We start from the raw sequence: 23,509 nt of genomic DNA, 5'->3' as shown, positions 1-23,509 counted from the left end.
AAAAAACACATTCGCTTACAAGAACAGTTGTAACTCTCTTGCAAAAAACATTAAGTGCATATAAAAACGCCCGCAGTTGCGGGCGTAACCGATACTTAACGTTTTGAGAACTGTGGCTTTTTACGTGCTTTGCGAAGACCCACTTTCTTCCGTTCTACAGAACGGGCATCACGAGTCACATAACCTGCTGCACGCAAAGGTGAACGCAAATTCTCATCATACTCAATGAGAGCACGGGTCAGGCCATGACGAATTGCACCCGCCTGACCATTACCGCCGCCACCAACAACATTCACGAATACGTCAAATTTATCAGTCATTTCAACCAGCTCAAGCGGCTGACGAACAACCATTCTCGCAGTTTGACGACCGAAATATTGATCCAGAGGGCGATTGTTAACCACGATATCGCCTTTACCAGGACGTAAAAAAACTCTTGCGGTAGAGCTCTTACGACGACCAGTTCCATAGTACTGTTGTGTCATACCAATTCCCCGTTAGATATCCAGTTCTTTAGGTTGTTGAGCAGTATGAGGATGCTCAGAACCTGCATACACTTTGAGCTTTGAAAGCATCGCCCGACCCAGAGGATTACGGGGCATCATACCTTTCACAGCCAGCTCGATAACCTGCTCTGGCTTGTGATCGATCAGCTTTTCAAAAGACATCTCTTTGATACCGCCCGGGAAACCTGTGTGACGGTAATACATTTTATCTTTTGACTTCTTGCCTGTGACACGCACTTTTTCTGCGTTCACAATCACAACATAGTCTCCAGTATCCACATGTGGAGTATACTCCGCCTTGTGTTTACCTTTCAGACGTCTAGCCACTTCTGTTGCCAGACGACCCAATGTGCGACCTTCTGCATTAACTACATACCAGTCACGTTTTACTGTTTCATTTTTTGCGCTAAAAGTTTTCATTTAACTCCGCCTACTAGTGTGGGGGGCTCGGGGGAGGTTAAATTCACCGATATTTAAGGACGCGCGATGATACATAAGCTACCTCAGGGACACAAGCCAAAAATACTATTTTTAGTCTGATCGGGAGTGCCAGGAAGTAGCCAAAACCAGCACTTATAGAAACTGCTGCTTTTCTTTTAGTTTGATCAAGCCAACCGCCAATACCGCAATGCACAACGCAGTCACTACAAGCATCCCCGCCGTTGACTGCTGAATGCCTTCTGCCACCTCTTCCGGATCGATGTGGGGGGCCGCAAAGTATGCTACTGATACAGAGATAAATGTCACAACAAACATCCAGACCATAAAATAGCCCTTTGCATCCCGTTCGGCGATCCGACGATGATCAATAGTCCCCTGCAATAGCAGATAACCACCACCACTTAGCAACAGCACCAGAATGACAAGACCAACAAAATAAACCAGCATATTTGTTCACCGCACATGTATGACCATATCAGCGTCGACATAGAGCACCACGGGCCTCGCAATACCAACAGGTTGATGATTTTTGCTTCGTATCAGCGCCTCATCAACCAAAATCACAGACCTGCTAGTGCTCTCGGGTTTTATCAAAGCGCACTTTAGGATACTTTTCCACCGCCAGCTGCAAATTCACCATATTAGGAGCGATATAGGTCAGATTGTCACCACCATCCAGAGCCAGATAATCGTGAGCCTTTTTCTTGAAATCCTCCAGGTCAGCGACACTGTCCGCCGTAATCCAGCGCGCAGTAGCCACGCTGATAGGCTCATAGCTAGCTTCAACTTTGTATTCAGTTTTTAGCCGATGCACCACCACATCAAACTGCAGGGTTCCTACGGCACCAACAATCAGATCGTTATTTTTGAGAGGTCTGAAAACCTGAACGGCCCCCTCTTCAGACAACTGAATCAACCCCTTATGCAGCTGCTTGGCTTTAAGCGGATCCCGCAGCTGGATGCGACGAAACAACTCAGGCGCGAAATTAGGAATCCCTGTAAAACGAAACATTTCGCTCTCAGAAAAAGTATCGCCTATCTGTATTGTTCCGTGATTGTGCAGACCGATGATATCTCCAGGAAAAGCTTCTTCCACCTGTGACCGATCTCCAGCCATAAATGTCAACGCATCTGAAATTCGCACATCTTTATTAATACGCACGTGCCGAAGCTTCATTCCTTTCTCATATTTACCGGAACAAACCCGTAAAAATGCAACACGATCCCGGTGATTAGGATCCATATTCGCCTGAATCTTGAAAACAAAACCAGAAAAGGAAGGGTCTGTAGCAGCAACGGTGCCTTTATCCGTTTCCCGCCCCAGAGGAGCAGGTGCCCACTGCACCAAGCCGTCGAGCATATGGTCAACTCCGAAGTTCCCAAGCGCAGTACCAAAAAATACTGGAGTCATCTGTCCAGCCAGAAACTCTTCAAGATCAAACTTGTGAGAAGCTGCCCTGACCAGCTCAATGGACTCGCGAAGATCGTCAATATCATCTTTCAGTAGCCTTGACGCCTCATCTGAGTCCAATCCCTTAATAACTCTCCGCTCCTGAATGGTATGACCCATCCCAGACTGATACAGGATGATTTCATCATTATATAAATGATAAACCCCCCTGAACCCCTTACCCGAGCCGATTGGCCAAGTGATCGGAGCGCAGGAAATTTTCAGCACATCTTCCACTTCATCCATTAACTCGATGGGATCCCTGATATCCCGGTCCAACTTATTCATAAACGTAATGATGGGGGTTTCGCGCAGCCGGGTGACATCCATCAGTTTAATGGTGCGCTCCTCCACCCCTTTGGCAGAATCGATAACCATCAGACAGGAATCCACCGCGGTCAGCGTACGATAGGTATCTTCAGAGAAATCTTCGTGCCCCGGAGTATCAAGCAGATTTACCAAAGAGTCGCCATATGGAAACTGCATAACGGAAGTTGTCACCGATATTCCACGCTCGCGCTCCATCTCCATCCAGTCTGATTTGGCGGCCTGACCGGACTTTTTGCCTTTTACCGTACCCGCTGTCTGCAAGGCTTTTCCAAACAGAAGCACTTTCTCGGTAATGGTGGTCTTACCCGCATCGGGGTGAGAGATTATTGCGAAGGTTCTACGTTTATTAATTTCGTCAAGAAAATTCTGATCTGCCATTTAAACAATTCTTTTTTTGGTTTGTTAGCAGGATTTGTCCACCTTTCTGAACGCATTTATTCAGAGCATCAAGCAAACCCAATCCTTCTGGTGGGTGAAATTGGGGGCCATTCTCGCTGATCTCTCCCCCGTAAACAATCAGTGCTTTCTACGAAGGCACACAACAACATTGATCACTACTGTCCAAACTACACTCTGGCACCACGAAGAAACCAAAAAAGCAACAAGGTAATATGGTCCCAAAATCGCATACCTTATCCATATCGCGCCGATGCAGGCTTTCCTACGCCATCGCGCTGTATCTTTCAATACCAGGTTTAAACATGACAGCCAGACTGCATACACCAGAAGATTTTTTGTTGGCGGCAAAACGCGCCGAAATCAGAAGCTTCCGACAATTGGCCATAAACTGCGAGTTGACTCTTAAAGTCAGCATGCTGGTACATGCCCTGCAACGGGAGAGAGGCCTCTCAAATGGCTATCTGAAGTCGGATGGACAACGTTTCCGCGAACAGCGGTTGACTCAAATTGAACTATGTCATCAAGCGGAACAACAGTTTCACGACTCACTAAAGCAGATAAGCGAACAGAACCCTTTTTATGACAGTCGCCTGCTCAGTAGTATTGCCTTTGTAATACAAGCGCTTAATGAACTCTCCATATTACGCGAGAAGACAGCGTTACTGAGGTCCAACGCCATAGAATCCACCCATGCGATAAGCAGCCTGATTGCCGGGTTACTGGCCGTGGTGTTTGAAGCAGCGGATATTTCCAATGACCCCGACATCACCCGGGCAATGGTCGCCATGTTTAATTTTATGCAAGGTAAAGAATATGCCGGGCAGGAGCGTGCCTGGGGGGCCATTGGCTTCACCGCCGGACAGTTTGAACAGGAGCAGCTCGACCGGCTGAAAAACCTCATACATGCTCAGCAACGTTGTTTTGATATATTCGAACAACTTGCCTCCGCCCCAATCGGTCAAGAGTGGTCACATATCACATCCAACCAACTTTCAACGGAAATCCAAAAACTGCGCACGGTGTTACACCGCCTGTCGGCAAAACAGGCCGTTTCAACTGAACTCAGTGAGATCTGGTATGACCTGACAACAGAGCGCATAGATAAAATGCACATTCTGGAACAACAGCTATCCGCCGATCTTATGCAACTGAGCCAATCAAAATTAAAACGTGCCCAGCAAGAACTGGAGCACTTCCGCAGTCGCATTGAAACCAGTATGACAATTCATCCACCTTCAACGCGGCTGCTGAATCTGCCCTTGGAGCAAACAATCGCACCCTCTGCTGGCACCACGGTTTATCATTTGCTTCAGGATCAGGCCAAACGTCTGCAGCAGCTCAGCGATGAACTGGCAGAGGCCCGCCAGGCACTGACTGAGCGTAAACTGCTGGAAAGAGCCAAAGGTCTGCTCATGCAGCATCGACAACTGACGGAAGAACAGGCTTACAGGCAACTGCGCGAAAGTGCCATGGAGTCCAACCAGACACTCACAGCTGTTGCGCAAAAGGTTATTGAGGCAATCAACCACATAAGTGTTTCCAAGTGACCAGTGACAGAGCATTCCCCCTTGTAACTGAACCGGAAAAGTGCATAACCATATCCCCGGACACACTTCACCACCCCAGGCATTCCACCAACCCCCCGACATAAAAGGACTTTTCGAATCTGGCACTATCTTTGATTACGTTTAGCAAGGAAAGGTTAGTTTTATAGCTGGCGGATAGTTGAAGATGTATTGAAGACACGGTCAATATGGCTTCTGCATTCCTTAGGCTGACAATTTAAGTTTTTGGATAACGGCGTCCATCAGTCCTTCTCACACAGAGAAGGATTGGCGGAAGCCGTTTTTTTTTGCTTATTCAAAAGAGGTTCCCGGCATGAATAACTTCGAACGCAAGAAGCTGGTTGTGATCGGCAATGGCATGGTTGGCCATCATTTATTGGAAACCCTGGCGGACCGGCAGCAACTGTCTTCTTTTGACATCACAGTGTTCGCCGATGAACCACGCCTGGCTTATGACAGAGTGCATCTGAGCAGCTACTTCTCCGGCTCAACAGTGGATGATCTGTCACTGGGAAGTATCGACCAGTACCAACAATGGGGCATAACCGTACGGCTAAATGAACAGGTAACGGGAATTGATACTGAGACACAGGAAATCACCTCTTCATCCGGCTTCATTACCCACTACGACAAACTGGTCCTGGCTACCGGTTCTTATCCGTTTACTCCCCCCATAACCGGCAAGACCGATACAAACAGTCTGGTATATCGAACCATCGAAGACCTGGAGCGGATCAAATCAGCGGCAGCCGACAGCCGCATTGGCGTGGTAATCGGTGGTGGTCTGCTGGGGTTGGAGGCGGCCAAAGCATTAAAAGACCTTGGCCTGGAAACTCATGTGGTGGAGTTTTCCTCCCGACTGATGGCCATCCAACTGGATGAAGACGGCGGCAATTTGTTGAAACAAAAAATCACCGCGCTTGGCGTTCAGGTTCACACCGGTAAAAACACGCAAAGCATTGGCCCGGGTGAGCAATGCAAATATCGCCTGAATTTCGCTGACGACACGGTACTTGAGACAGACCTGATTCTGTTTTCCGCTGGCATTCGCCCCAGAGATGAGCTGGCTAGAGAGTGTGGTCTTGCGATTGGCGAGCGAGGCGGTATTGTCATAGACAGCAATTGCATGACATCCAATCCCAACATCTATGCCATTGGTGAGTGTGCCCTGTGGAATGGTCGCATTTTTGGCCTGGTAGCCCCTGGATACAAAATGGCAAAAGTCGCCGCCGCCCACCTTACCCACCAAAATGACCAGTTCATCGGTGCTGATATGAGCACCAAATTAAAACTATTGGGAGTGGATGTCGGATCAATTGGAGATGCTCAAGGTCACAGTGACGGCTGTATCAACTACCGCTATCTGGATGAGGCAGCGCAAAGTTACCGGCGCATCGTTGTCAGCGCCGACAAAAAACGTCTGCTGGGTGCTGTTCTGGTAGGAGATAACAGTCGCTATGACACATTGTTGCAATATGCATTGAATGGCATAGAGCTACCTGCCCAGCCGGAATCTCTGATCCTCCCGCTGGCGGAAGGTTCTGCTCCGACGCTTGGCCCCGGCTCACTTCCTGAGAGCGCCACTCTTTGTTCATGCCTGAATGTGACCAAAGGTGATATTCAGGCCGCCATCGATGCCGGTGCCATGAGCCTGACCGATGTCAAAAACATCACCAAAGCATCCAGTGGTTGCGGTGGTTGTGCGGCTCTATTGAAAAACGTTGTGGATCACGAGCTGGCTCAACGTGGAGTCGAAATCAATCATAGCCTCTGTGAGCATTTCAGCTATACCCGTCAGGACCTCTACAATCTGGTTCGGGTAGAAAATATCCATTCTTTTGATGAGTTAATTGATAAACATGGAAACGGACTGGGCTGCGACATCTGTAAACCCACTGTCGCATCCATTCTGGCTTCCTGCTGGAACGAACACATCCAGATCCCCAGACACGTACATCTACAGGATACTAACGATACCTTCATGGCCAACATGCAGAAGAACGGCACGTATTCTGTTGTACCCAGAATTGCAGGTGGAGAGATCACCCCGGCCAAACTGAAAGTACTGGCAGAGGTTGCAGAGAAATATCAGCTTTATACCAAGATAACCGGCGGCCAGCGCATCGACTTGTTTGGCGCACAATTACATCAACTGCCGCTGATTTGGGAGGAATTGATTGCCGCCGGTTTTGAGACCGGACATGCCTATGGCAAAGCCGTACGTACCGTCAAATCCTGCGTTGGCAGCACCTGGTGTCGTTATGGCCAGCAGGACAGCGTTGGCAAAGCGATCGAAATTGAACACCGCTATAAAGGCCTGAGGGCACCTCATAAACTGAAATTTGCCGTGTCCGGTTGTACTCGCGAATGTGCTGAAGCTCAAAGCAAAGACATCGGTATCATCGCCACTGAAAACGGTTGGAACTTATACGTTTGTGGCAATGGTGGCATGAAACCCCGGCATGCGGATCTGTTTGCCACAGATCTCGACGATCAGACACTTATCCGCTATATCGACAGAATTCTGATGTTTTATGTCAAAACCGCAGACCGCCTGCAGCGCACAGCTACCTGGCTGGATAACCTTGAAGGAGGTTTAAGCTATTTGCAACAAGTGGTCATCCACGACTCCCTCGGTATCTGCCAGTCACTGGAGCAACAAATGCAGGACACAGTTGACACCTATCAGTGCGAATGGAAAAGCACGATTGAAAATCCCGAATTACGCAAGCGCTTCCGTACGTTCGTGAACAATTCCGGAGGCGATGACCGAATCGTCATGATTGAAGAACGTCAACAACTAAGACCCGCCTGATACTGGAGGACACCCCATGAAGACAACAAAACAGTGGACCAGAATCTGCAAAAAAGAAGACCTGGTAGCCTGGTCAGGAGTGGCAGCACTCATTGACGGACAACAAGTTGCGTTGATTTACCTGCCCGGCCCATGTGAACAGGTTTATGCCATCAGCAATATCGACCCTTACTCAGGTGCAGGTGTGATAGCCCGCGGCATCGTCGGCAGCCTTCAAGGTAAAACCGTCATTGCCTCACCAATCTACAAACAACATTTTAATTTGGAAAATGGCCAGTGCCTTGAAGACAGTTCGATAAAAATACCGGTTTGGCCAGTACAGATTTCACAGCAACACGTAGAAATAGGACTGGAGAACAGGATGTTGTCCGTTAATGAGTAATCGGATTTTATTGATACCGGATTAACCTTTAGCAAGAAGACAAACTCAACAGAAAACGAGGTACAACATGGCTTATTTAACACCTTCTGAATTTGTGACCAAAATGGTTGACGCCGGTGAGTCCAAGATTTACATGTCGACTCGTGACACCCTGGTAAGGGCATATATGGCCGGGGCCATCCTGGCGCTGGCGGCTGTTTTCGCAGTCAGCGTTGCCGTCGCAACGGGGTCTCACCTGGTGGGTTCCATCCTGTTTCCAGTCGGATTCTGCATGCTATATCTGATGGGTTTCGATCTGCTGACTGGGGTATTCATGTTGACACCGCTGGCATGGCTGGATAAACGCCCGGGTGTCAGCATCGGACAGATTCTTCGCAATTGGGGCTTGGTATTCATTGGCAACTTCGGCGGTGCTCTCACTGTCGCATTTATGATGTCGTTTGTTTTTACTTATGGCTTCAACACTGATGGCGGCGCAATTGCCAACAAGGTAGCCGGTATTGGAAAAGCCCGAACTCTGGGATACGCCGAATATGGCATCGCCGGATGGCTCACTATTTTTATGCGAGGTATGCTATGCAACTGGATGGTTTCTCTTGGAGTGGTCGGCGCGATGATTTCATCACATGTCAGCGGAAAGGTACTGGCAATGTGGATGCCCATCATGCTGTTTTTCTTCATGGGCTTTGAACACTCCGTTGTAAACATGTTTTTATTTCCATTCAGTTTGATGATGGGTGGTGAATTTTCCGTAGCTGATTATTTCATTTGGAACGAAATACCAACTGCACTCGGAAATCTTTTGGGCGGAATCGCATTTACCGGCCTGACACTGTTCAGCACACACTACAAGACAGCTCCCAAAAGGCAACTAGGCACCGGTACCCGGGACGTAGCCGCCTGATATTAACCACACAGTGAGCGTAACACCGGAAATTTATTAACCCGATAAACCGCTATTCGGGTTAATAATTCTATCAGCAGATTTTTCAGGTCTGCTTTTTATGACCATCTTCTATCAGGGCAAATTAGCGCTCTCAAATTTAGCCACATCCCTTATCGGTCTGGTCAGATAATCCGCCCAACGCAAATCTCCATCGAGAAAGGTTTTCTGAAATGCCAGCGCCAGCTCCGCTACATAGTCATTAGCCTGTGTTGGAGTGCCCCACGAAAAATGACCTGCACTGACCACTTCATAAATCAGCTTAGGAACGCCAGACGGAATATTGTCATACACACCATCAGATTGCCCCAATCCTCCCAAAATAGTTACATCCAGAGCGCCATTAAAAAGAATTGTGGGGCACCGGGTTCCATATCCTTTTGAGTCCAGGTCTATCGCCGTCAGATTGTGACCCGCCAATGACATAGCAGTTCGCAAGCCATCATATTCAGCAGAATTGATCCAGGTCGCTCCGCCCCCCATAGACCATCCAACAGCGCCCAACCGATCAGTCGCTACTTTGCCATAGAGGGGACTACCCATACGGGTATTTTCTTCTTTCATTGCATCCAATACGGTTTTTTGCTGCCTAGCACGAGAATCAACCTGATCCAGTGTGGTACGAGTATCCATTGTCACCATAACTATGCCATGTGACGCAAAAAACGGCCCCCATGCCCGGTACATAATTTGTGTTCCGCTTAAGGGCGGGGTAAATACCAGCACAGAGAATGGTGGTTCTGCATTGGTTGGGTAGTACACCGATGCGCCACCAGGCGTACTTCCAAATGGCATATCATAATCATCATAACGATAAGGACCTTTGTCGCTATATTTTCCTGGTTCCAGATCATATCGACAAATTGCGTCAGCAGGACAATCAACAGCCACGGCGTCGAATGCCAGCAGCACCAGCAGAGCAAAAAATATGGATTGGAAAGTATTACTTCTCACAGAACAGTTCATATACAAGACCTCCTCAGGTTTTTTTAGTCCATTGCTAATCACCTTCATACAAATGAGAAATGTCCACAAAAATCTTGAATTGCGTCCCACATATGACACCCGCATAACAACTCCGAAAGTCATAAAGCAACTAATTTTCCGAATTTAAGAAAATCGTTAACTTCAAAAAATAAGTTAACAAGACAACATACTAGTTCAAAAAATAATCAACGTTGAATCATACTGTTGATGGATAGCCAGAAGACAAAAATGAATCACCCAAAAACTCTGAATCCCATTTTCATAAAAATTTAATAAACACGGATATTAAAACTCAAAAACCTGACACTCATAAAAAAGGATGAATGAATGATTTCTTATCCAAGCCAAAATCATGTAATTCTCTGATTTAAAAACAGATATAAAATATTTGAGGTAAAAAACCAGCAGACCAGGAACAATAATTATCAAAACACCGCTTGATTTATCGATCCCATGGAGCTTAACTAAAGCTTTATTCTGAACTTTAGAAACATGCTAACTATCGACAATTTAATGACGCACCAAAATCGCCATGAATTCACCCCAAAAAAATATTAGAAGGCAGCACATCTTTTTAGTTAAACGCAGTCTCTGTGGCTTAGCCATAGGGCTATTAGTATCGGCAGCAATGTACGGTATTTTTAGCAATGATAAAAAAACAAGAAACATTGAAATCACCCAGAAAGTTAAAATGCCTGAACCAACCAAAGTACAACCACAGGCCGAACAACACCATTTTGTCACTGACGATTCAGCCTCTCAGAATCCGCTGAATCCCGCAGAAAATGTTTTACCGGAGTCACAACAAAAACGGGTCGCATCCTTACTACAAAAACTCTCCACCGATAAACAGGGTAGTCTGGTTATCAACGGATACTTGCTGAGATCACTGGACCAGCTATACGAACTGATTCCTCACAATGAAGATGCAGCAGGATGTTCAACCTGGATAACAAGTGCATCAGCAGTCATGGAGGAATCCACCAGAACTCAGGTCTCGGAGATGCTTGATGCTTACTGCGAATACCGTACATCACTGCTCATATCAGCACTCAAATCACATGAAACCGAGGAAATCAGCTCTGCTATTGAGAGCAACGAAGCAGTGTCTGAACTACGAAGGCGCTATTTTTCACCCGAAGTTGTTAATCAACTGTTCGCAGAGGAAGAGGTGCAGAGCCAGTATATGCTGGCGGCGATGAACACACTGAATGATCAATCCCTCAATGAAGATGAACAGCAAAACCGGCTCAAGGAACTCCAGAATCGTTTTAATTCTGAGATTAGCAAACTTGATTCCCCATTGGCGGATATTCAAAGAGCATACGAAGTTGAAAAGTTAAGAGAGCAAGGGGCATCGGAGTCGGATATATTCAGTTATCGATCAGAGGCGATGGGCTCGGATTCTGCAGCACAAAAAGCGGACGAAGACCTGAAAATTCAGGAACTAAGCTCCCGCTATTATTATTTTCTTGAACAGCGAGAACAAATTAAACATTCTGGCCTTGATAGCAATGACGCTAACGCACAGATATCCACTTTGCTGGAAACTCTATTTACCGCAGAAGAGCTTCGGCTTCTCCACACCAGGTATTTCAAACAACTGGAACCGTAATAGTGTTTGAACATGTCACACCGCAAGGCTCTACCCTCTTATGGCCATTCTGAATCAGCTTTTATTCCTTTTTTGTTGGCTCTATTAACCTGGCAAAATTTACAAGCGGATAAGGTTAACCTGACAAGTATTTAGGTTGGTTTAATAGTGTGAAGCAAAAATTCTCCGAGGCGTGAGCCACACCATTGGCCATAGCCAATGCGAGCCCCTGGAAATCAAGCAGTCCGACGATCCGGTGTTTTATGCAATACGCCAGATTTCTCGGAGCGACAATCAAAGAGATCAGGAAGATCTATTTAATTTTCGGGTTAACCATTCAACGATCAAAAAAATATTTTTATTTAATTATTTCAACAGTCGCGAAAATCACCTGCTAATGTTTCCGTAATTTCACACCAGTGCATATTATGTGTTCAAATCGTACATTTTTTATACACTGATATCATGACAATCATCAGTACTGTCATTAAAACGATTTTAAAAATAACAATAATACAGGAAAAAATCATGAAAACCTTACCATCAGAAAACCTCAGGAGAGAGAACAAAAAAGTTAGCTTCTATATCAGGTATATTGCTTTACTGATTACCAGTAGTTTGATTTCAGCTTGCGATGGCATCGGAAGCCTGATCAGCAACACGACAATATCCCAGGCTGATAACAATCAGGTCATAACCATCGGTGATTCCATCTTCGCGTTATCCGGTGAATTACAGGACAATATCGAATCATATGCAGGCGAAACATTCCGTCGTTATACGCTATCCGGCGCAGAACTCAGCGGCGGCAGTATCGCCACCTCCGTAGTAGACCAATACTACCACGCCCGGCAGGATGATTCCGACATCGATCTGGTCCTGATGGATGGTGGAGGTAATGATATTCTGATTCCAGCCATCATGCTGGATCCCTACAACTGTAAAACAGAATGGTACCAATTTGGCCATCTCAGCGAGCAGTGTAAGGCACAGATTGATGACATCTATGTGGAGGCTGTCAACCTGTTGAATCAGATGTACGCGGATGATGTTAAAAACGTTGTATTTCTCGGTTATTACTATACCAAGAACGCCATTTTCCTACTCGACAGTATGGAAGAGGCCATTGATTATGGCGACATGAGATTGTCACAGGCCTGCGAGTTTTCGGTAGTCCACTGTACCTTTGTTGACCCAAGAGCAGTCATCAATGACAACGATATCATTATTGACGGTATACACCCCAATCACTCAGGGTCACGAAAACTGGCCGATCTCACCTGGCCAACACTAAAGCAGTTGCTATAAAAAGCCTTCAGCGCCGGTCATGAAAACAACCGTCAGAACGGTAGTATTTTCCAACCGCCTGCTTACCGATGCGGTTGAGAGAATGACGGTTGTTTTTCATCGCCGGTATCAACATTGTCTTCGATAAAATAACAGTAATCATGATGACTAAAATATCACTGATGGTGTTAATCGTGGTGGCCGCGACCATCTGGGCAGGAAACCGCTTCTATCTCCCCGATATGCATCAGCCGCCGCAACAGATTACCAAGCAAATGAACGATCCAATTCCGGCAAGAGCAACTTCTATCCACAAAGATGTTCGTTCTGCTCTGACTCAGAAATTGATCAGTCTTTTTGGACAGCAAATAGCCGATATTACTACCCAAACCAAGCTATACCGTTTCCGTCAGGATCTGATACAAAAATATCCGGTCTTAGGAGTCGAATACTTTAACGGCGCAGCTCGTCAGGCCTTTCCAACTGAAGCAGACGGAATTATTGCCTTGATGGAAAAGCTGGATCGGTATCACGAATGGTTAACAGAACAACAAACATTTCTGTCACGACTGTCATCTCTTGAACGATATGGAATCATTTGGAAAAAACGCCGGGAAATATTTGCAGATGATGCGGAACTGCTGTGGGCAGAAGAGCGCAATGATATGGAGAGAAAACAGCAGCAGGTTCAACAGGTTATTTCTCAAGTTGACACTGACTCCAGAATCTCTCTGGAAGAGAAGTTATACCAGCTGAATACTCAGCTTGACGAGCTGCTGTCGGAATCCACAGTTCAATATGGCAATCGCAAAGACCTGATCACACAGGTTTATTTTTCCCTTGATTCTGTTCAACAGGCACTCGGTCAATTGCCACCGGATCAACGGCAACAGCAGATTGACAAGCTTCGACGACAGTCAGGCTATGACGAGAGCAGGATCAGCGAGCTAAGAGACCTGGACCAGAAACGAAACCTGCGCTGGCAACGGGGCCTGGCATATATGAAAAAACGCGAAAAGCTGATTGATACCTTAAACGGAGAAGCTCTGGCACGCGCGCTCAATGATGTGAGAGTGGAGTTTTTCGGTTATGAAGCCAGAACCATAGAACAAGAGGAACTTAGCGGTTTTTTCCGCTACCTCAGGCCACGGGTGTATGGCCGGAATTGAGTCTGGCAGCATCATGACAACATTCACGCTCCGGTGAAGACCATGATCTCTTCATCCTGGTGAGCAACATACGACTAACCCGACATAAATGTTCACCGGAGTAATCACTCAGGTGCCTGAAATGAATACCCCCTGTTTCAAACACGAACGCTGTATTCGAGCTTATAAGGATATACTCACGGCGGGCTGAAACAGGGAATATTCATTATTTTTCTCAATCGAAAGGATTGGTATCCAATAACAGTTTATGTCTCACAATACGGAAAAATATCATTTGATATTTATCAACCGTTTTTGCAGTATTGCGGCTTTATGATTCAGCACTCAATCAGGGATTTGGCCCTACCACGCAAGGATGAATATCATGATAAAGAAATGGTCCACCCCCGCTGCAGCAGATTGCATTCAGCACGAGATGGCCGATGTATTCGCAGCCGGTCAGAGAAATCATCATATTTCCAACACTGCCTACCCAATTGCACACGGCACAACCTGGCGTCCCTATCGCGTTAAACAGAGTGAGCAGCAATCCAGGATGGTTGAGGCTTTTGAACATCTGACCCACTTTTCTCTGTATTCTCACATTCCGTTCTGTGAAACCCGCTGTTATTTTTGTGAATACACGGTCGTGGGAAAATCAGAGCTTGATCAAACCAAAGAATACATGGCGGCACTGGATCGGGAATTATCGTTGTACCGTCACTTGCTTGGCCATCGCACATTGGTCGGCTTCGATATCGGCGGTGGCACACCCTCTTTTGTTGATGCAGGACTGATTGATCAGCATATTAACCAGGTCAACCGGCATTTTACCCTCGCCAGTGATTGCAACATCAGTATTGAGACGACGCCCAAAATAGCTTCCCGTGAACCGGACAAAATACATGCTTATCGTCAGAGCGGTATCAAAAGGATCAGCATGGGTATTCAGGTCACTCAACCAGATCTGCTGAAAGCATTGGGACGGGAAGGCAATGGTCTTCAACATATTCAGGTTGCGACGGATCATATACGTCAGGCTGGATTCGATGACTTCAATATCGACCTGATGTATGGATTCGCCGATCAAAGTATGGGCTCCTGGGAATCCACCCTGGCATACGCAATAAAACTCAACCCCGAGCATATCACTCTGTATCGGATGCGTTACAAGCTGACCCGGATATCTCATCAGGCATCACAGGTTGAACTGGCCAGAGTGATGGAACAGGCAACGATGGCAAAAGCGATGCTGGCCGCGGCTGGATATCACGCCAATCCCGGCAAAAATACCTATACCCGCCTCACCGGGCAGACCGGTACCAGCAGTTACCTGACCAGTCGGGTAATCCAGGGTTCTCCTTATTTGGGTATCGGCCTGGGTGCACAAAGTTTTTCCGACACGACAATCAGCTACAATGCGGGCGCAGCCGGAAAAAACCTGTCACCGTATCTCAAAGCCGTTAATCACAATGAGCTTCCGATCCAGGATAGTTACCAGCTGCCGCAAACACATATGATGGCCAAAATGGTGGCTGTCAGCCTCTACTTCGGTGAAATCAATCTTCAGTATTTTCAACACAAGTTCGGAGTTTCGCTGGAACAGGCTTATGGCCCGGCGATAGCCTATGCTCTGGAACACGGGCTGATGCAATATACCGACTCTGACAATGGCAAGGTCTACCAGCATTCAATGATCACAGCATTTGGAACACATAATCCCCGCTCCTTGTCTCTGACCGTAAAAGGCGCTCAGCATTTTGCCGGGACCATTGCATTGTTTTTTGCCCCTTCCGTGCAAACTTTTTTACTGCAACGGGATCCTGAGGTTGCCGAAGATATGCACAAGAACAAAATCATCGCAGAAAAAGTGTTCGCCCGAAGTCATTAGCACGCTATTGAAGAACATCTCATTCAGAGACTTCGCTATCTGAACATCGACCACGGCATCAGAGTTAAAAAATGTACTCTGCTTTTTCAACTCTTGATGCCACATTACCGCCGTGTAAACCTCCGCAGTCTTTTTTGATAGCGACTCAACATTCCCATTATTATGACGATCAAACCGACCTGACTTCCCGACCCCAGGTAACATTAACGCCTGAAGGCTTCAACGACGACTCGGAACCAAAAAGTTTGTGAGCATCAAATTACTGACCAACCGCTAAAATTTGTTATACTTTTGCGCCTGGATTTTCCAGCCTGCCCTCCATCATGCCTTTCCTGGCGTGAGCACTCGATTAACTGAAAAACCAACATATAGAGAAACTGCATGCTTCGTTTTTTTGAAAAACTGACCAATCCGTTTCCTGCCCCGGAACCGGACCAGCCACCAAGTAAATTACTGGCCTTCTGCCTGCATTATTCCAAAGGCATGTGGGGTTCATTAATTGCCATGTCGATACTGACTTCATTGATCGCGATCTTTGAAGTCTCGTTGTTTGGCTTTCTGGGTAAGCTGGTGGATTGGCTGGCGGTCAAAAATCCGGCGACACTGCTCACCGATGAATGGCCCACACTCATCACCATGGCCTCAGTCACACTGATTGGCCTGCCTCTGCTGGTACTGCTACATGGCCTTGTGGTTCATCAGGCGCTGCTTGGTAATTTCCCCATGTCCATTCGCTGGCAGGCTCACCGTTATCTGCTGAAGCAAAGCCTGTCTTTTTATCAGAATGATTTTGCCGGGCGGGTAGCCACCAAGGTTATGCAAACCTCGCTCTCATTGCGGGAAACCGTTATGAAGCTACTGGATGTCCTGGTGTTTGTCAGCGTTTACTTCGTTACCATGGTAATATTGATTGCCCAGGCCGATATTCGACTGGTGGCACCGGTTGTGATTTGGCTGTTGGGCTATATCGTCAGCCAGTTATACTTTGTTCCACGGCTCAAGCAGGTATCCGCAGAACAGGCGAACGCCCGAGCCCTCATGACCGGCCGTATCGTCGACAGCTACACCAATATTGCCACCGTCAAACTGTTTTCCCACACCGCGCGGGAATCGGATTATGCCCATGAAGGTATGACTGAGTTTCTCGGTTCAGTCTACCGCCAGATGCGCCTGGTGACCGGTTTCAATGTCTCGGTTCAGGTATTGAGCTATGTGCTGACATTTGCCGTGGCCGCGCTGTCAGTTTGGCTCTGGGTGAACGGCAATATCAGCGCTGGAGCTATCGCTATTGCCATCAGCCTGACTCTGCGTCTGAACGGGATGGCACAGTGGATCATGTGGGAGGTCAGTGCACTGTTTGAGAATATCGGCACCGTCGCCGATGGCATGGACACATTGTCTAAGCCGCAACAGATCAATGATGTTGAAGGAGCCAGTCAGCTGACCGTTGACCAGGGAAACATCCAGTACCAGAACATTGGTTTTCACTATGGCAAAGGCTCCGGCATCATCGAAGCGCTGACACTCAATATCAAGCCGGGCGAAAAAGTCGGGCTGGTTGGCCGTTCCGGGGCCGGTAAGTCAACGCTGGTCAATCTGCTGCTGCGTTTCTATGACCTAGAATCCGGACAGATTCTGATTGACGGTCAGGACATCAGCCAGGTTACTCAGGAAAGCCTGCGCAGCAAAATCGGCATGGTGACCCAGGATACCTCGCTGCTACACCGTTCAGTCCGAGACAATATTCTCTATGGCCGCCCTGACGCGACGGAAGAAGAAATGATTGCCGCTGCCAAACAGGCTGAAGCGCACGAGTTCATTCTCGGACTCAGTGATCCTGAAGGACGGACCGGCTACGATGCTCAAGTCGGTGAACGCGGGGTGAAATTATCCGGTGGCCAGCGCCAGCGAATCGCCATTGCCCGGGTCTTGTTGAAAAACGCCCCGATTCTGGTTCTGGACGAAGCCACTTCAGCACTTGATTCAGAAATCGAATCCGCGATTCAACACAGTCTGTATCGGCTGATGGAAGGCAAAACCGTGATAGCGATTGCTCACAGACTATCCACTATTGCCGCTATGGACCGGTTAATCGTTCTGGATCAGGGACAAGTTGTGGAACAGGGAACTCACCAGCAACTGGCCAGATCCGGTGGAATATACGCTCAGCTATGGGCGCACCAGACGGGTGGTTATCTGGGGATAGAAACGGAAGAGGAAACGGCTTGAGAAACAGGCCCGGAAACGGGCCTGCAACGATGAATCCGGCCAAAGCATGCAGCCTGGCCAAACGTTATTCCCGCTGACTTTCCTGATGCTGTCCCACCAGCATCTCCTCCATCTTCAAACCGGTCATATGCCTTAACTGCGTCATCATGTACCAGAGTCCGGCAAACAGCACCACCATACTGGGCAGCGCGATCACGGGATAACTCAGTGCCGTCATCTTGGCCAGTTCTTCGGTATAAGCCTCAGTACCCGCAGGACTGACCATTATCCACTTGGCCAGAACATAATTCAGCACTGAAGACAGAAAGAAAGAGCTGGCGATGATGTAGGAAACGTTACGCAGTTTGCTGGCAAACTCACTGTCCAGACCGCGCTCACGAATAATATCCTTCACTTTGGCGACATCAATCACCTGCTCGTTAAACAGAAACAGGTTTACCAACGGATAACGGCTGCGCTGACTTAAAATAACCATGATACCGATCAACGCCGGAATTGTGGCTTCCTTGATGGCAATGTACTTGGGATCCAGTTTAAGCAAGCTGATACCGCCGGTGAGAAATACACTGACGATCCCGAGGATGGACATCGGGTTAACCTTGCCGGAATCTTTCAACTCCCAGATGCCATATACAATCGGAAATGCCAGGGCCACAACAATGGACCACATGGGGCCAAGGGAGTCTTCGCCATTAAACTTACTGAGAATGACGACAGGAATAATGATATTAAACGCAAGATTGGCCAGAAAACCTTTCTGTTTCTTGGGTGCTTGCTGTTGTTGACTGTTCATTTGACGGATTACCATACCCACTACATATTATTCAGCGGCAAATAGTCCTGAAAAACCGTAGCCATTGCAAATAATCTCGCCAGCTTTTCTATTCCATCAAATTCGCTTGCAGTATTTGCGCCGCTTCAAAGCAGATACCATCGTTACAATTATCCAACAGGTTCCATGATTGCGCCGCAACACTGCTTTTGATATATACATTCTTCACATGCCCAAGCGCATGGTTTTAATCAACTCCAACAATCATCGTTGAGGTTTTTATGCATCCCAGAACAAACATGCCCGATTGGTATACTCTGGATTATAAAATCGCCTTCTTCTTTCCTCATATCTGACTCCTGTCCCGGTACTTCTGCAGTACACAGTCATTGCTGTCATCGCGCTTCTATTTGTCATGCTTTTGAAGCGGTGGCGGACATTCATCATTTTTATCGCTGATCGTCCAGTTGGAGATCGGTAACAGCGTCTGTCCCTGTACAGCCGTTATGAGGATTGAATTATGGAAAATTTTAAACATCTGCCAGAACCATTTCGCATCCGTGTTATAGAACCCGTTAAACGCACTACCCGTGAATACCGTGAAAGCGCCATTCTGAAAGCAGGAATGAATCCGTTTCTGCTGGATAGCGAAGACGTGTTTATCGACCTGCTGACCGACAGCGGTACCGGTGCAGTGACCCAGAACATGCAGGCCGCCATGCTGTGTGGCGATGAAGCCTACAGCGGCAGTCGCAGTTATCACCGGCTGGCGGCGGCAGTCGCGGATATCTTTGGTTATCAATACACCATTCCCACCCACCAGGGCCGCGGTGCCGAGCAGATCTATATTCCCGTCCTGATTGCCAAACGCGAGAGGGAAAAAGGCCTGGATCGGAGAAATATGGTCGCTCTGTCAAACTACTTCTTTGACACCACCCAGGGGCATACTCAACTGAACTGTTGTGTGGCCCGCAATGTCTATACCGAAGAAGCCTTCAATACCGCGGTCTATGCCGATTTCAAAGGCAACTTCGACCTGCATAAACTGGAAAATGCCATCCAGGAGATCGGTCCGGCCAACGTGCCTTACATCGTCAGTACCATTACCTGTAACTCATCCGGCGGTCAGCCAGTCTCTCTGGCCAACCTGAAAGCGGTCTATGCAATCGCCCGGAAATACGATATTCCAGTGGTCATGGACTCCGCACGGTTTGCTGAAAACGCCTACTTCATCCAGCAACGCGAACCCGGTTACCAAAATTGGACCATTACCGAGATTACCCGTGAAAGCTATCGCTATGCAGATATTCTGGCCATGTCTGCCAAAAAAGATGCCATGGTGCCGATGGGAGGTTTGTTGTGCTTTAAAGATGACTCCCTGCTGGAGGCATACAACGAATGTCGAACCATCTGTGTGGTCCAGGAAGGTTTTCCAACCTATGGCGGCCTGGAAGGTGGTGCAATGGAACGACTGGCAGTCGGACTTTACGATGGTATGCGCCAGGACTGGCTCGAATACCGAATCAGACAAGTGGCTTATCTGGTAAACGGCCTGGAAAATGCTGGAATTGCCTGTCAGCAGGCTGGTGGTCATGCCGCATTCGTAGATGCCGGCCGGCTGTTGCCTCATATTCCGGCAGAACAGTTTCCGGCTCATGCGCTGGCGTGTGAATTATACAAAGTGGCCGGCATTCGCGCGGTCGAAATTGGTTCGCTGCTACTGGGTCGTGATCCGGTCACCGGCAAGCAGCATCCTTGTCCGGCGGAACTGCTGCGCCTGACCATCCCCAGAGCCACTTACACTCAAACCCATATGGACTTCATCATTGAAGCGTTTGAGCAGGTCAAGCGGAATGCCGCCAACATCAAAGGACTCTCTTTCACCTACGAACCCAAGGTACTTCGTCATTTCACCGCCCGACTGCAGGAAGTCACGGCTGTCTCCATCCAAAACCGGCCTGAGGAGTGCGAAGCGCTTTAAGTGTCAAACAACAACAGCCACATAACTCTGTGGCTGTTGTTTTGAACTTTGAATCAGCTTCATTGGGAGGGCTCAACACCTGAATAGTGTTGAGCTGTTCGGAACGTATAGCAGTATCTGCCTGTACTACAGACATAAACCCTTTTATATAAAATGCCAACGAAAGGCATAAATGACACCCAATCCAAAAACCAACACAAACTCATTATTTTTGCAGGATCCACTTTAATGTCAGCATTGCACTGTTCATGTGTCTAAATTTCAACTATCTTCTTCCAAGAACTCAAGTATGCTTTCATGACCGGTCAGAAAATAACCACTACCGAAAAAACAGCGACCGACCAACCGATCCACGCCACCAAGCCGCTAACGTTTCTTTTTGTCATACAAGCGCATCATCAACGCCGGTGAAAGCAGAAAATCCGCAATCAATGCCAGCGCAATGGTGATTGAAATGAGCAAACCGAAATTGCGGACATTAAGCATACTGGACGCCAGTAAAGTGCCAAAGCCACAGCAGAGTACAATAGAGGTGGTCAGCATGGCTTTGCCAGAAGTATGCAGGGTACGGGTAATAGCATCCCGTACGTCGTGACCATTGGTGTAGTACTCGCGAAAGTGGTGCATAAAGTGAACGGTATCGTCCACCGCAATACCAATGGCGATGGACGCAACGAGTATCGTGAACATGTCCAGCGGAATATCCAGATAATGCATCAAACCCATCATGCACACGATTGGCAACAGGTTGGGAATCATGGCAATGAGTCCGAGACGAATACTGGATAACATGATCATCAACATGACAGCAATCACTGCAAACGCAATGGCATAGCTGCGGGCGGTGGTACGAATCACTGAGTAGAGGGTTTTACCCAGCACCGGCGCGACACCGGTAATTTCCACCGTAGCCAACCCCTCGAACTGCTGCTGTAGCCGGGCTGATATTTCATCCTGAAACGGACGATACAGCGTCGTGTCTATCCACGGCATAATCACGACCATTCGGGTCTGTTGGAACTGGCTGTCAACGATGCGTTTCAGTTCATCAGCACCGGAGTTTTCAAAGATAAACAGTTCGTTGGCAATCACCGCCCGATCATCCGGTATCACATATTCAGCCGGATCACCGTTGTGCAAAGCCTGATTGCTCTCCTTAACCACATAAGTCAGGCCAGATACTTTGGCAACGGCAAAATCAGGGGTTTTATAACCTTCCAGCCACGTCACCGCAGCGTCCATCTGGTGAAGCACATCGGGATTGTACAGGCCATTAACAACACCGGTATCAATAATGATTTCCACCGGAATAGATCCGCCCATGTGTTCATCAATGGTTTCAATTGCATGCCGGGCCTCCATATGTTTTGGCAGCCACTTAAGAGGGTTGTGAGAAAATTCAAGCTGCCTGATCCCCCAGCCCGCCAACAGAAACAATCCAACGGTGATCACCATGATCATGACCGGAAAGCGAATACTGGTCCGAATATGCCAGTCGATAAATCTGCCAATGGCGGTATTGTTTGAAGCGGCAGGAATGGCTTTACGTTTTATCTCAAACCGGCTGATCAATGCCGGAATCAGTATCAGCGAATACGACAAGGCGATCACAACACCAATGGCTGAGAAAAAACCCAGATAACTGAGCGGAATAATGGGTGCCCCCACAAAAGACAACAGCCCGGCCGCCGTTGTCAGACTGGTCAGAATAATCGGAATCGCGGTCAGCCGCATGGTTCGTTTCAGTGCTTCCAGCTTCTCCATGCCCTGATCATAATAATCAAAAAAAATCGACATGAAGTGGACCGCATCACCAATGGTCACGGTCAATATGAAGGTCGGCACGATCATCATCGGTAACATGACCGGAATCCGCAACAGGCAGATTAAACCCGCCAGGGTCAGCATGGTCATCAATACCACGATCATCGGAAACTGCACCCCCTCACGGCGACGAAACAACAGCCCCAAAAAAATGACGATAGTGATCATGGCCAGCGGCATGAACATGAGCATCTCCCGGATCATGGACCGGGTCAGTCCATGGGAAACCACTGGCATACCTCCCATGTACAGTTCCATTCCCTGCTGCCGGTAAGGCTCGACGATCGCGGCGACCTGATCCACCATGGCATCCATTTTTGCGGCCGGCAACAATGGCCTTTCTACGGCGGGTTCCACCAACACGGTCATGTCATCGCTAAACGCCATATCATCAAATGCATCGCTGGGCACCGCACTTTCGTCGATATCATACGTCACCGGTCGAATCGTCATGGTGGTGTAGTGGCCATCGGCGGAAATCAACATATCCTGCAACAACGGATCTGCGTTCATTTTGTCGCGAATAACATCGAGTTGCTGTTGGGTTTCCGGATAGGGATCAAAGTAGTCGCCCACCACAAAACCATCACTGCTCCCACGGGTCTCTCTGGCCGTCAGCAGGCTGTCGACATCATCCACCCAGTTGACGTGGTGTTCGAGGTCATCCTGCAAAGCCTGAAGGCGGGTCAGAAATTCGAAGTTGAAGATTTCATCCGCACGGATAGTCAATAAGATAAAGTCGGAACGGCCATATTGTTCCCGGGAAGCGTTCAGTGCCAGGATGTCAGGATCCTGATCTGACAGAAAACTTTCGGTGGAAGTATCAAAACGCACAAACCACAACTGTGTTGCCATTAATAAGGTAAATGCAACCACTACGGAAATAAAACGTCCAGGATGACGGTGGATGATCTCCACCAGACGAACCAGCTTCAGTTCGATGTTATGTTTCCACTGCCTCATAA

General features: G+C 47.8%; 18 protein-coding genes. 11 read left to right on the top strand and 7 right to left on the bottom strand.

Annotated features, from left to right (window positions below):
• Positions 1–95 precede the first annotated feature (95 nt).
• From rpsI to prfC, 4 genes are all read right to left on the bottom strand, one after another.
• Positions 96–485, bottom strand: a complete 390-nt coding sequence (rpsI, locus tag YC6258_RS08485) for a 30S ribosomal protein S9 (RefSeq protein ID WP_044616616.1) — start codon at positions 483–485, stop codon at positions 96–98.
• A 12-nt stretch (positions 486–497) separates the two neighbouring features.
• Entirely contained in the window at positions 498–926 is a 429-nt protein-coding gene (rplM, locus tag YC6258_RS08480; protein WP_044616615.1) for a 50S ribosomal protein L13, read from the bottom strand.
• Positions 927–1,079: 153 nt separating this feature from the next.
• Positions 1,080–1,394 (bottom strand): hypothetical protein, encoded by a 315-nt coding sequence (locus tag YC6258_RS08475; protein ID WP_044616614.1) that lies wholly within the window; start codon positions 1,392–1,394, stop codon positions 1,080–1,082.
• A 124-nt stretch (positions 1,395–1,518) separates the two neighbouring features.
• A complete protein-coding gene (prfC, locus tag YC6258_RS08470) occupies positions 1,519–3,105 on the bottom strand; it encodes a peptide chain release factor 3 (RefSeq protein WP_044616613.1) in 1,587 nt (528 codons plus the stop codon).
• 323 nt (positions 3,106–3,428) lie between these two features.
• Between prfC and YC6258_RS08465 the strand changes: the two genes are divergently transcribed.
• The 4 genes from YC6258_RS08465 to YC6258_RS08450 all read left to right on the top strand — a co-directional run bounded on the left by YC6258_RS08465 (position 3,429) and on the right by YC6258_RS08450 (position 8,792).
• The gene (locus YC6258_RS08465) at positions 3,429–4,673 is read left to right on the top strand and encodes a nitrate regulatory protein (RefSeq protein ID WP_044616612.1); all 1,245 of its coding nucleotides are present in this window, start codon (positions 3,429–3,431) and stop codon (positions 4,671–4,673) included.
• A 331-nt stretch (positions 4,674–5,004) separates the two neighbouring features.
• Entirely contained in the window at positions 5,005–7,506 is a 2,502-nt protein-coding gene (nirB, locus tag YC6258_RS08460; protein ID WP_044616611.1) for a nitrite reductase large subunit NirB, read from the top strand.
• Positions 7,507–7,522: 16 nt separating this feature from the next.
• A complete protein-coding gene (gene nirD / locus YC6258_RS08455; protein WP_044616610.1) occupies positions 7,523–7,888 on the top strand; it encodes a nitrite reductase small subunit NirD in 366 nt (121 codons plus the stop codon).
• Between the two features lie 67 nt (positions 7,889–7,955).
• Entirely contained in the window at positions 7,956–8,792 is an 837-nt protein-coding gene (locus YC6258_RS08450) for a formate/nitrite transporter family protein (protein ID WP_044616609.1), read from the top strand.
• 114 nt (positions 8,793–8,906) lie between these two features.
• Here the strand turns inward: YC6258_RS08450 and YC6258_RS27195 are convergent, their stop codons facing one another.
• Positions 8,907–9,797, bottom strand: a complete 891-nt coding sequence (locus YC6258_RS27195; RefSeq protein WP_052830167.1) for a dienelactone hydrolase family protein — start codon at positions 9,795–9,797, stop codon at positions 8,907–8,909.
• Between the two features lie 553 nt (positions 9,798–10,350).
• Here YC6258_RS27195 and YC6258_RS08440 point away from each other — a divergent pair.
• From YC6258_RS08440 to YC6258_RS08410, 5 genes are all read left to right on the top strand, one after another.
• Positions 10,351–11,433, top strand: coding sequence for a lipase secretion chaperone (locus tag YC6258_RS08440; RefSeq protein ID WP_082070614.1), 1,083 nt, complete (start codon positions 10,351–10,353; stop codon positions 11,431–11,433).
• Positions 11,434–11,940: 507 nt separating this feature from the next.
• A complete protein-coding gene (locus YC6258_RS08430) occupies positions 11,941–12,720 on the top strand; it encodes an SGNH/GDSL hydrolase family protein (RefSeq protein WP_052830166.1) in 780 nt (259 codons plus the stop codon).
• A 140-nt stretch (positions 12,721–12,860) separates the two neighbouring features.
• Positions 12,861–13,868 (top strand): hypothetical protein, encoded by a 1,008-nt coding sequence (locus YC6258_RS08420; RefSeq protein WP_144407589.1) that lies wholly within the window; start codon positions 12,861–12,863, stop codon positions 13,866–13,868.
• A 364-nt stretch (positions 13,869–14,232) separates the two neighbouring features.
• Complete coding sequence (locus YC6258_RS08415; protein WP_052830164.1) at positions 14,233–15,738, top strand: coproporphyrinogen-III oxidase family protein; 1,506 nt, start codon at positions 14,233–14,235, stop codon at positions 15,736–15,738.
• Between the two features lie 381 nt (positions 15,739–16,119).
• On the top strand, positions 16,120–17,967 hold the full coding sequence (locus tag YC6258_RS08410; RefSeq protein ID WP_044616605.1) for an ABC transporter ATP-binding protein: 1,848 nt from the start codon (positions 16,120–16,122) through the stop codon (positions 17,965–17,967).
• Positions 17,968–18,031: 64 nt separating this feature from the next.
• Here the strand turns inward: YC6258_RS08410 and YC6258_RS08405 are convergent, their stop codons facing one another.
• On the bottom strand, positions 18,032–18,760 hold the full coding sequence (locus tag YC6258_RS08405; protein WP_044619878.1) for a VC0807 family protein: 729 nt from the start codon (positions 18,758–18,760) through the stop codon (positions 18,032–18,034).
• Between the two features lie 260 nt (positions 18,761–19,020).
• Between YC6258_RS08405 and tnaC the strand changes: the two genes are divergently transcribed.
• Complete coding sequence (tnaC, locus tag YC6258_RS31305; protein ID WP_082070941.1) at positions 19,021–19,095, top strand: tryptophanase leader peptide; 75 nt, start codon at positions 19,021–19,023, stop codon at positions 19,093–19,095.
• Between the two features lie 164 nt (positions 19,096–19,259).
• A complete protein-coding gene (tnaA, locus tag YC6258_RS08400) occupies positions 19,260–20,720 on the top strand; it encodes a tryptophanase (protein WP_044616604.1) in 1,461 nt (486 codons plus the stop codon).
• A gap of 366 nt (positions 20,721–21,086) precedes the next feature.
• Here tnaA and YC6258_RS08395 read toward each other — a convergent pair whose 3' ends face one another.
• Positions 21,087–23,507 (bottom strand): efflux RND transporter permease subunit, encoded by a 2,421-nt coding sequence (locus YC6258_RS08395; protein ID WP_044616603.1) that lies wholly within the window; start codon positions 23,505–23,507, stop codon positions 21,087–21,089.
• Positions 23,508–23,509: the final 2 nt, after the last annotated feature.

This window comes from Gynuella sunshinyii YC6258 (assembly GCF_000940805.1).
Classification (GTDB): Bacteria; Pseudomonadota; Gammaproteobacteria; order Pseudomonadales; family Natronospirillaceae; genus Gynuella; species Gynuella sunshinyii.
The sequence above is the reverse complement of the archived record's forward strand: the minus strand, read 5'-3'. Positions and strand labels throughout refer to the sequence as shown.

Coding starts and splice junctions, on each gene's coding strand:
- rpsI (WP_044616616.1), bottom strand. CDS start 485: ATGACACAACAGTACTATGGAACTGGTCGTCGTAAGAGCTCTACCGCA.
- rplM (WP_044616615.1), bottom strand. CDS start 926: ATGAAAACTTTTAGCGCAAAAAATGAAACAGTAAAACGTGACTGGTAT.
- YC6258_RS08475 (WP_044616614.1), bottom strand. CDS start 1,394: ATGCTGGTTTATTTTGTTGGTCTTGTCATTCTGGTGCTGTTGCTAAGT.
- prfC (WP_044616613.1), bottom strand. CDS start 3,105: ATGGCAGATCAGAATTTTCTTGACGAAATTAATAAACGTAGAACCTTC.
- YC6258_RS08465 (WP_044616612.1), top strand. CDS start 3,429: ATGACAGCCAGACTGCATACACCAGAAGATTTTTTGTTGGCGGCAAAA.
- nirB (WP_044616611.1), top strand. CDS start 5,005: ATGAATAACTTCGAACGCAAGAAGCTGGTTGTGATCGGCAATGGCATG.
- nirD (WP_044616610.1), top strand. CDS start 7,523: ATGAAGACAACAAAACAGTGGACCAGAATCTGCAAAAAAGAAGACCTG.
- YC6258_RS08450 (WP_044616609.1), top strand. CDS start 7,956: ATGGCTTATTTAACACCTTCTGAATTTGTGACCAAAATGGTTGACGCC.
- YC6258_RS27195 (WP_052830167.1), bottom strand. CDS start 9,797: ATGAACTGTTCTGTGAGAAGTAATACTTTCCAATCCATATTTTTTGCT.
- YC6258_RS08440 (WP_082070614.1), top strand. CDS start 10,351: ATGAATTCACCCCAAAAAAATATTAGAAGGCAGCACATCTTTTTAGTT.
- YC6258_RS08430 (WP_052830166.1), top strand. CDS start 11,941: ATGAAAACCTTACCATCAGAAAACCTCAGGAGAGAGAACAAAAAAGTT.
- YC6258_RS08420 (WP_144407589.1), top strand. CDS start 12,861: ATGATGACTAAAATATCACTGATGGTGTTAATCGTGGTGGCCGCGACC.
- YC6258_RS08415 (WP_052830164.1), top strand. CDS start 14,233: ATGATAAAGAAATGGTCCACCCCCGCTGCAGCAGATTGCATTCAGCAC.
- YC6258_RS08410 (WP_044616605.1), top strand. CDS start 16,120: ATGCTTCGTTTTTTTGAAAAACTGACCAATCCGTTTCCTGCCCCGGAA.
- YC6258_RS08405 (WP_044619878.1), bottom strand. CDS start 18,760: ATGAACAGTCAACAACAGCAAGCACCCAAGAAACAGAAAGGTTTTCTG.
- tnaA (WP_044616604.1), top strand. CDS start 19,260: ATGGAAAATTTTAAACATCTGCCAGAACCATTTCGCATCCGTGTTATA.
- YC6258_RS08395 (WP_044616603.1), bottom strand. CDS start 23,507: ATGAGGCAGTGGAAACATAACATCGAACTGAAGCTGGTTCGTCTGGTG.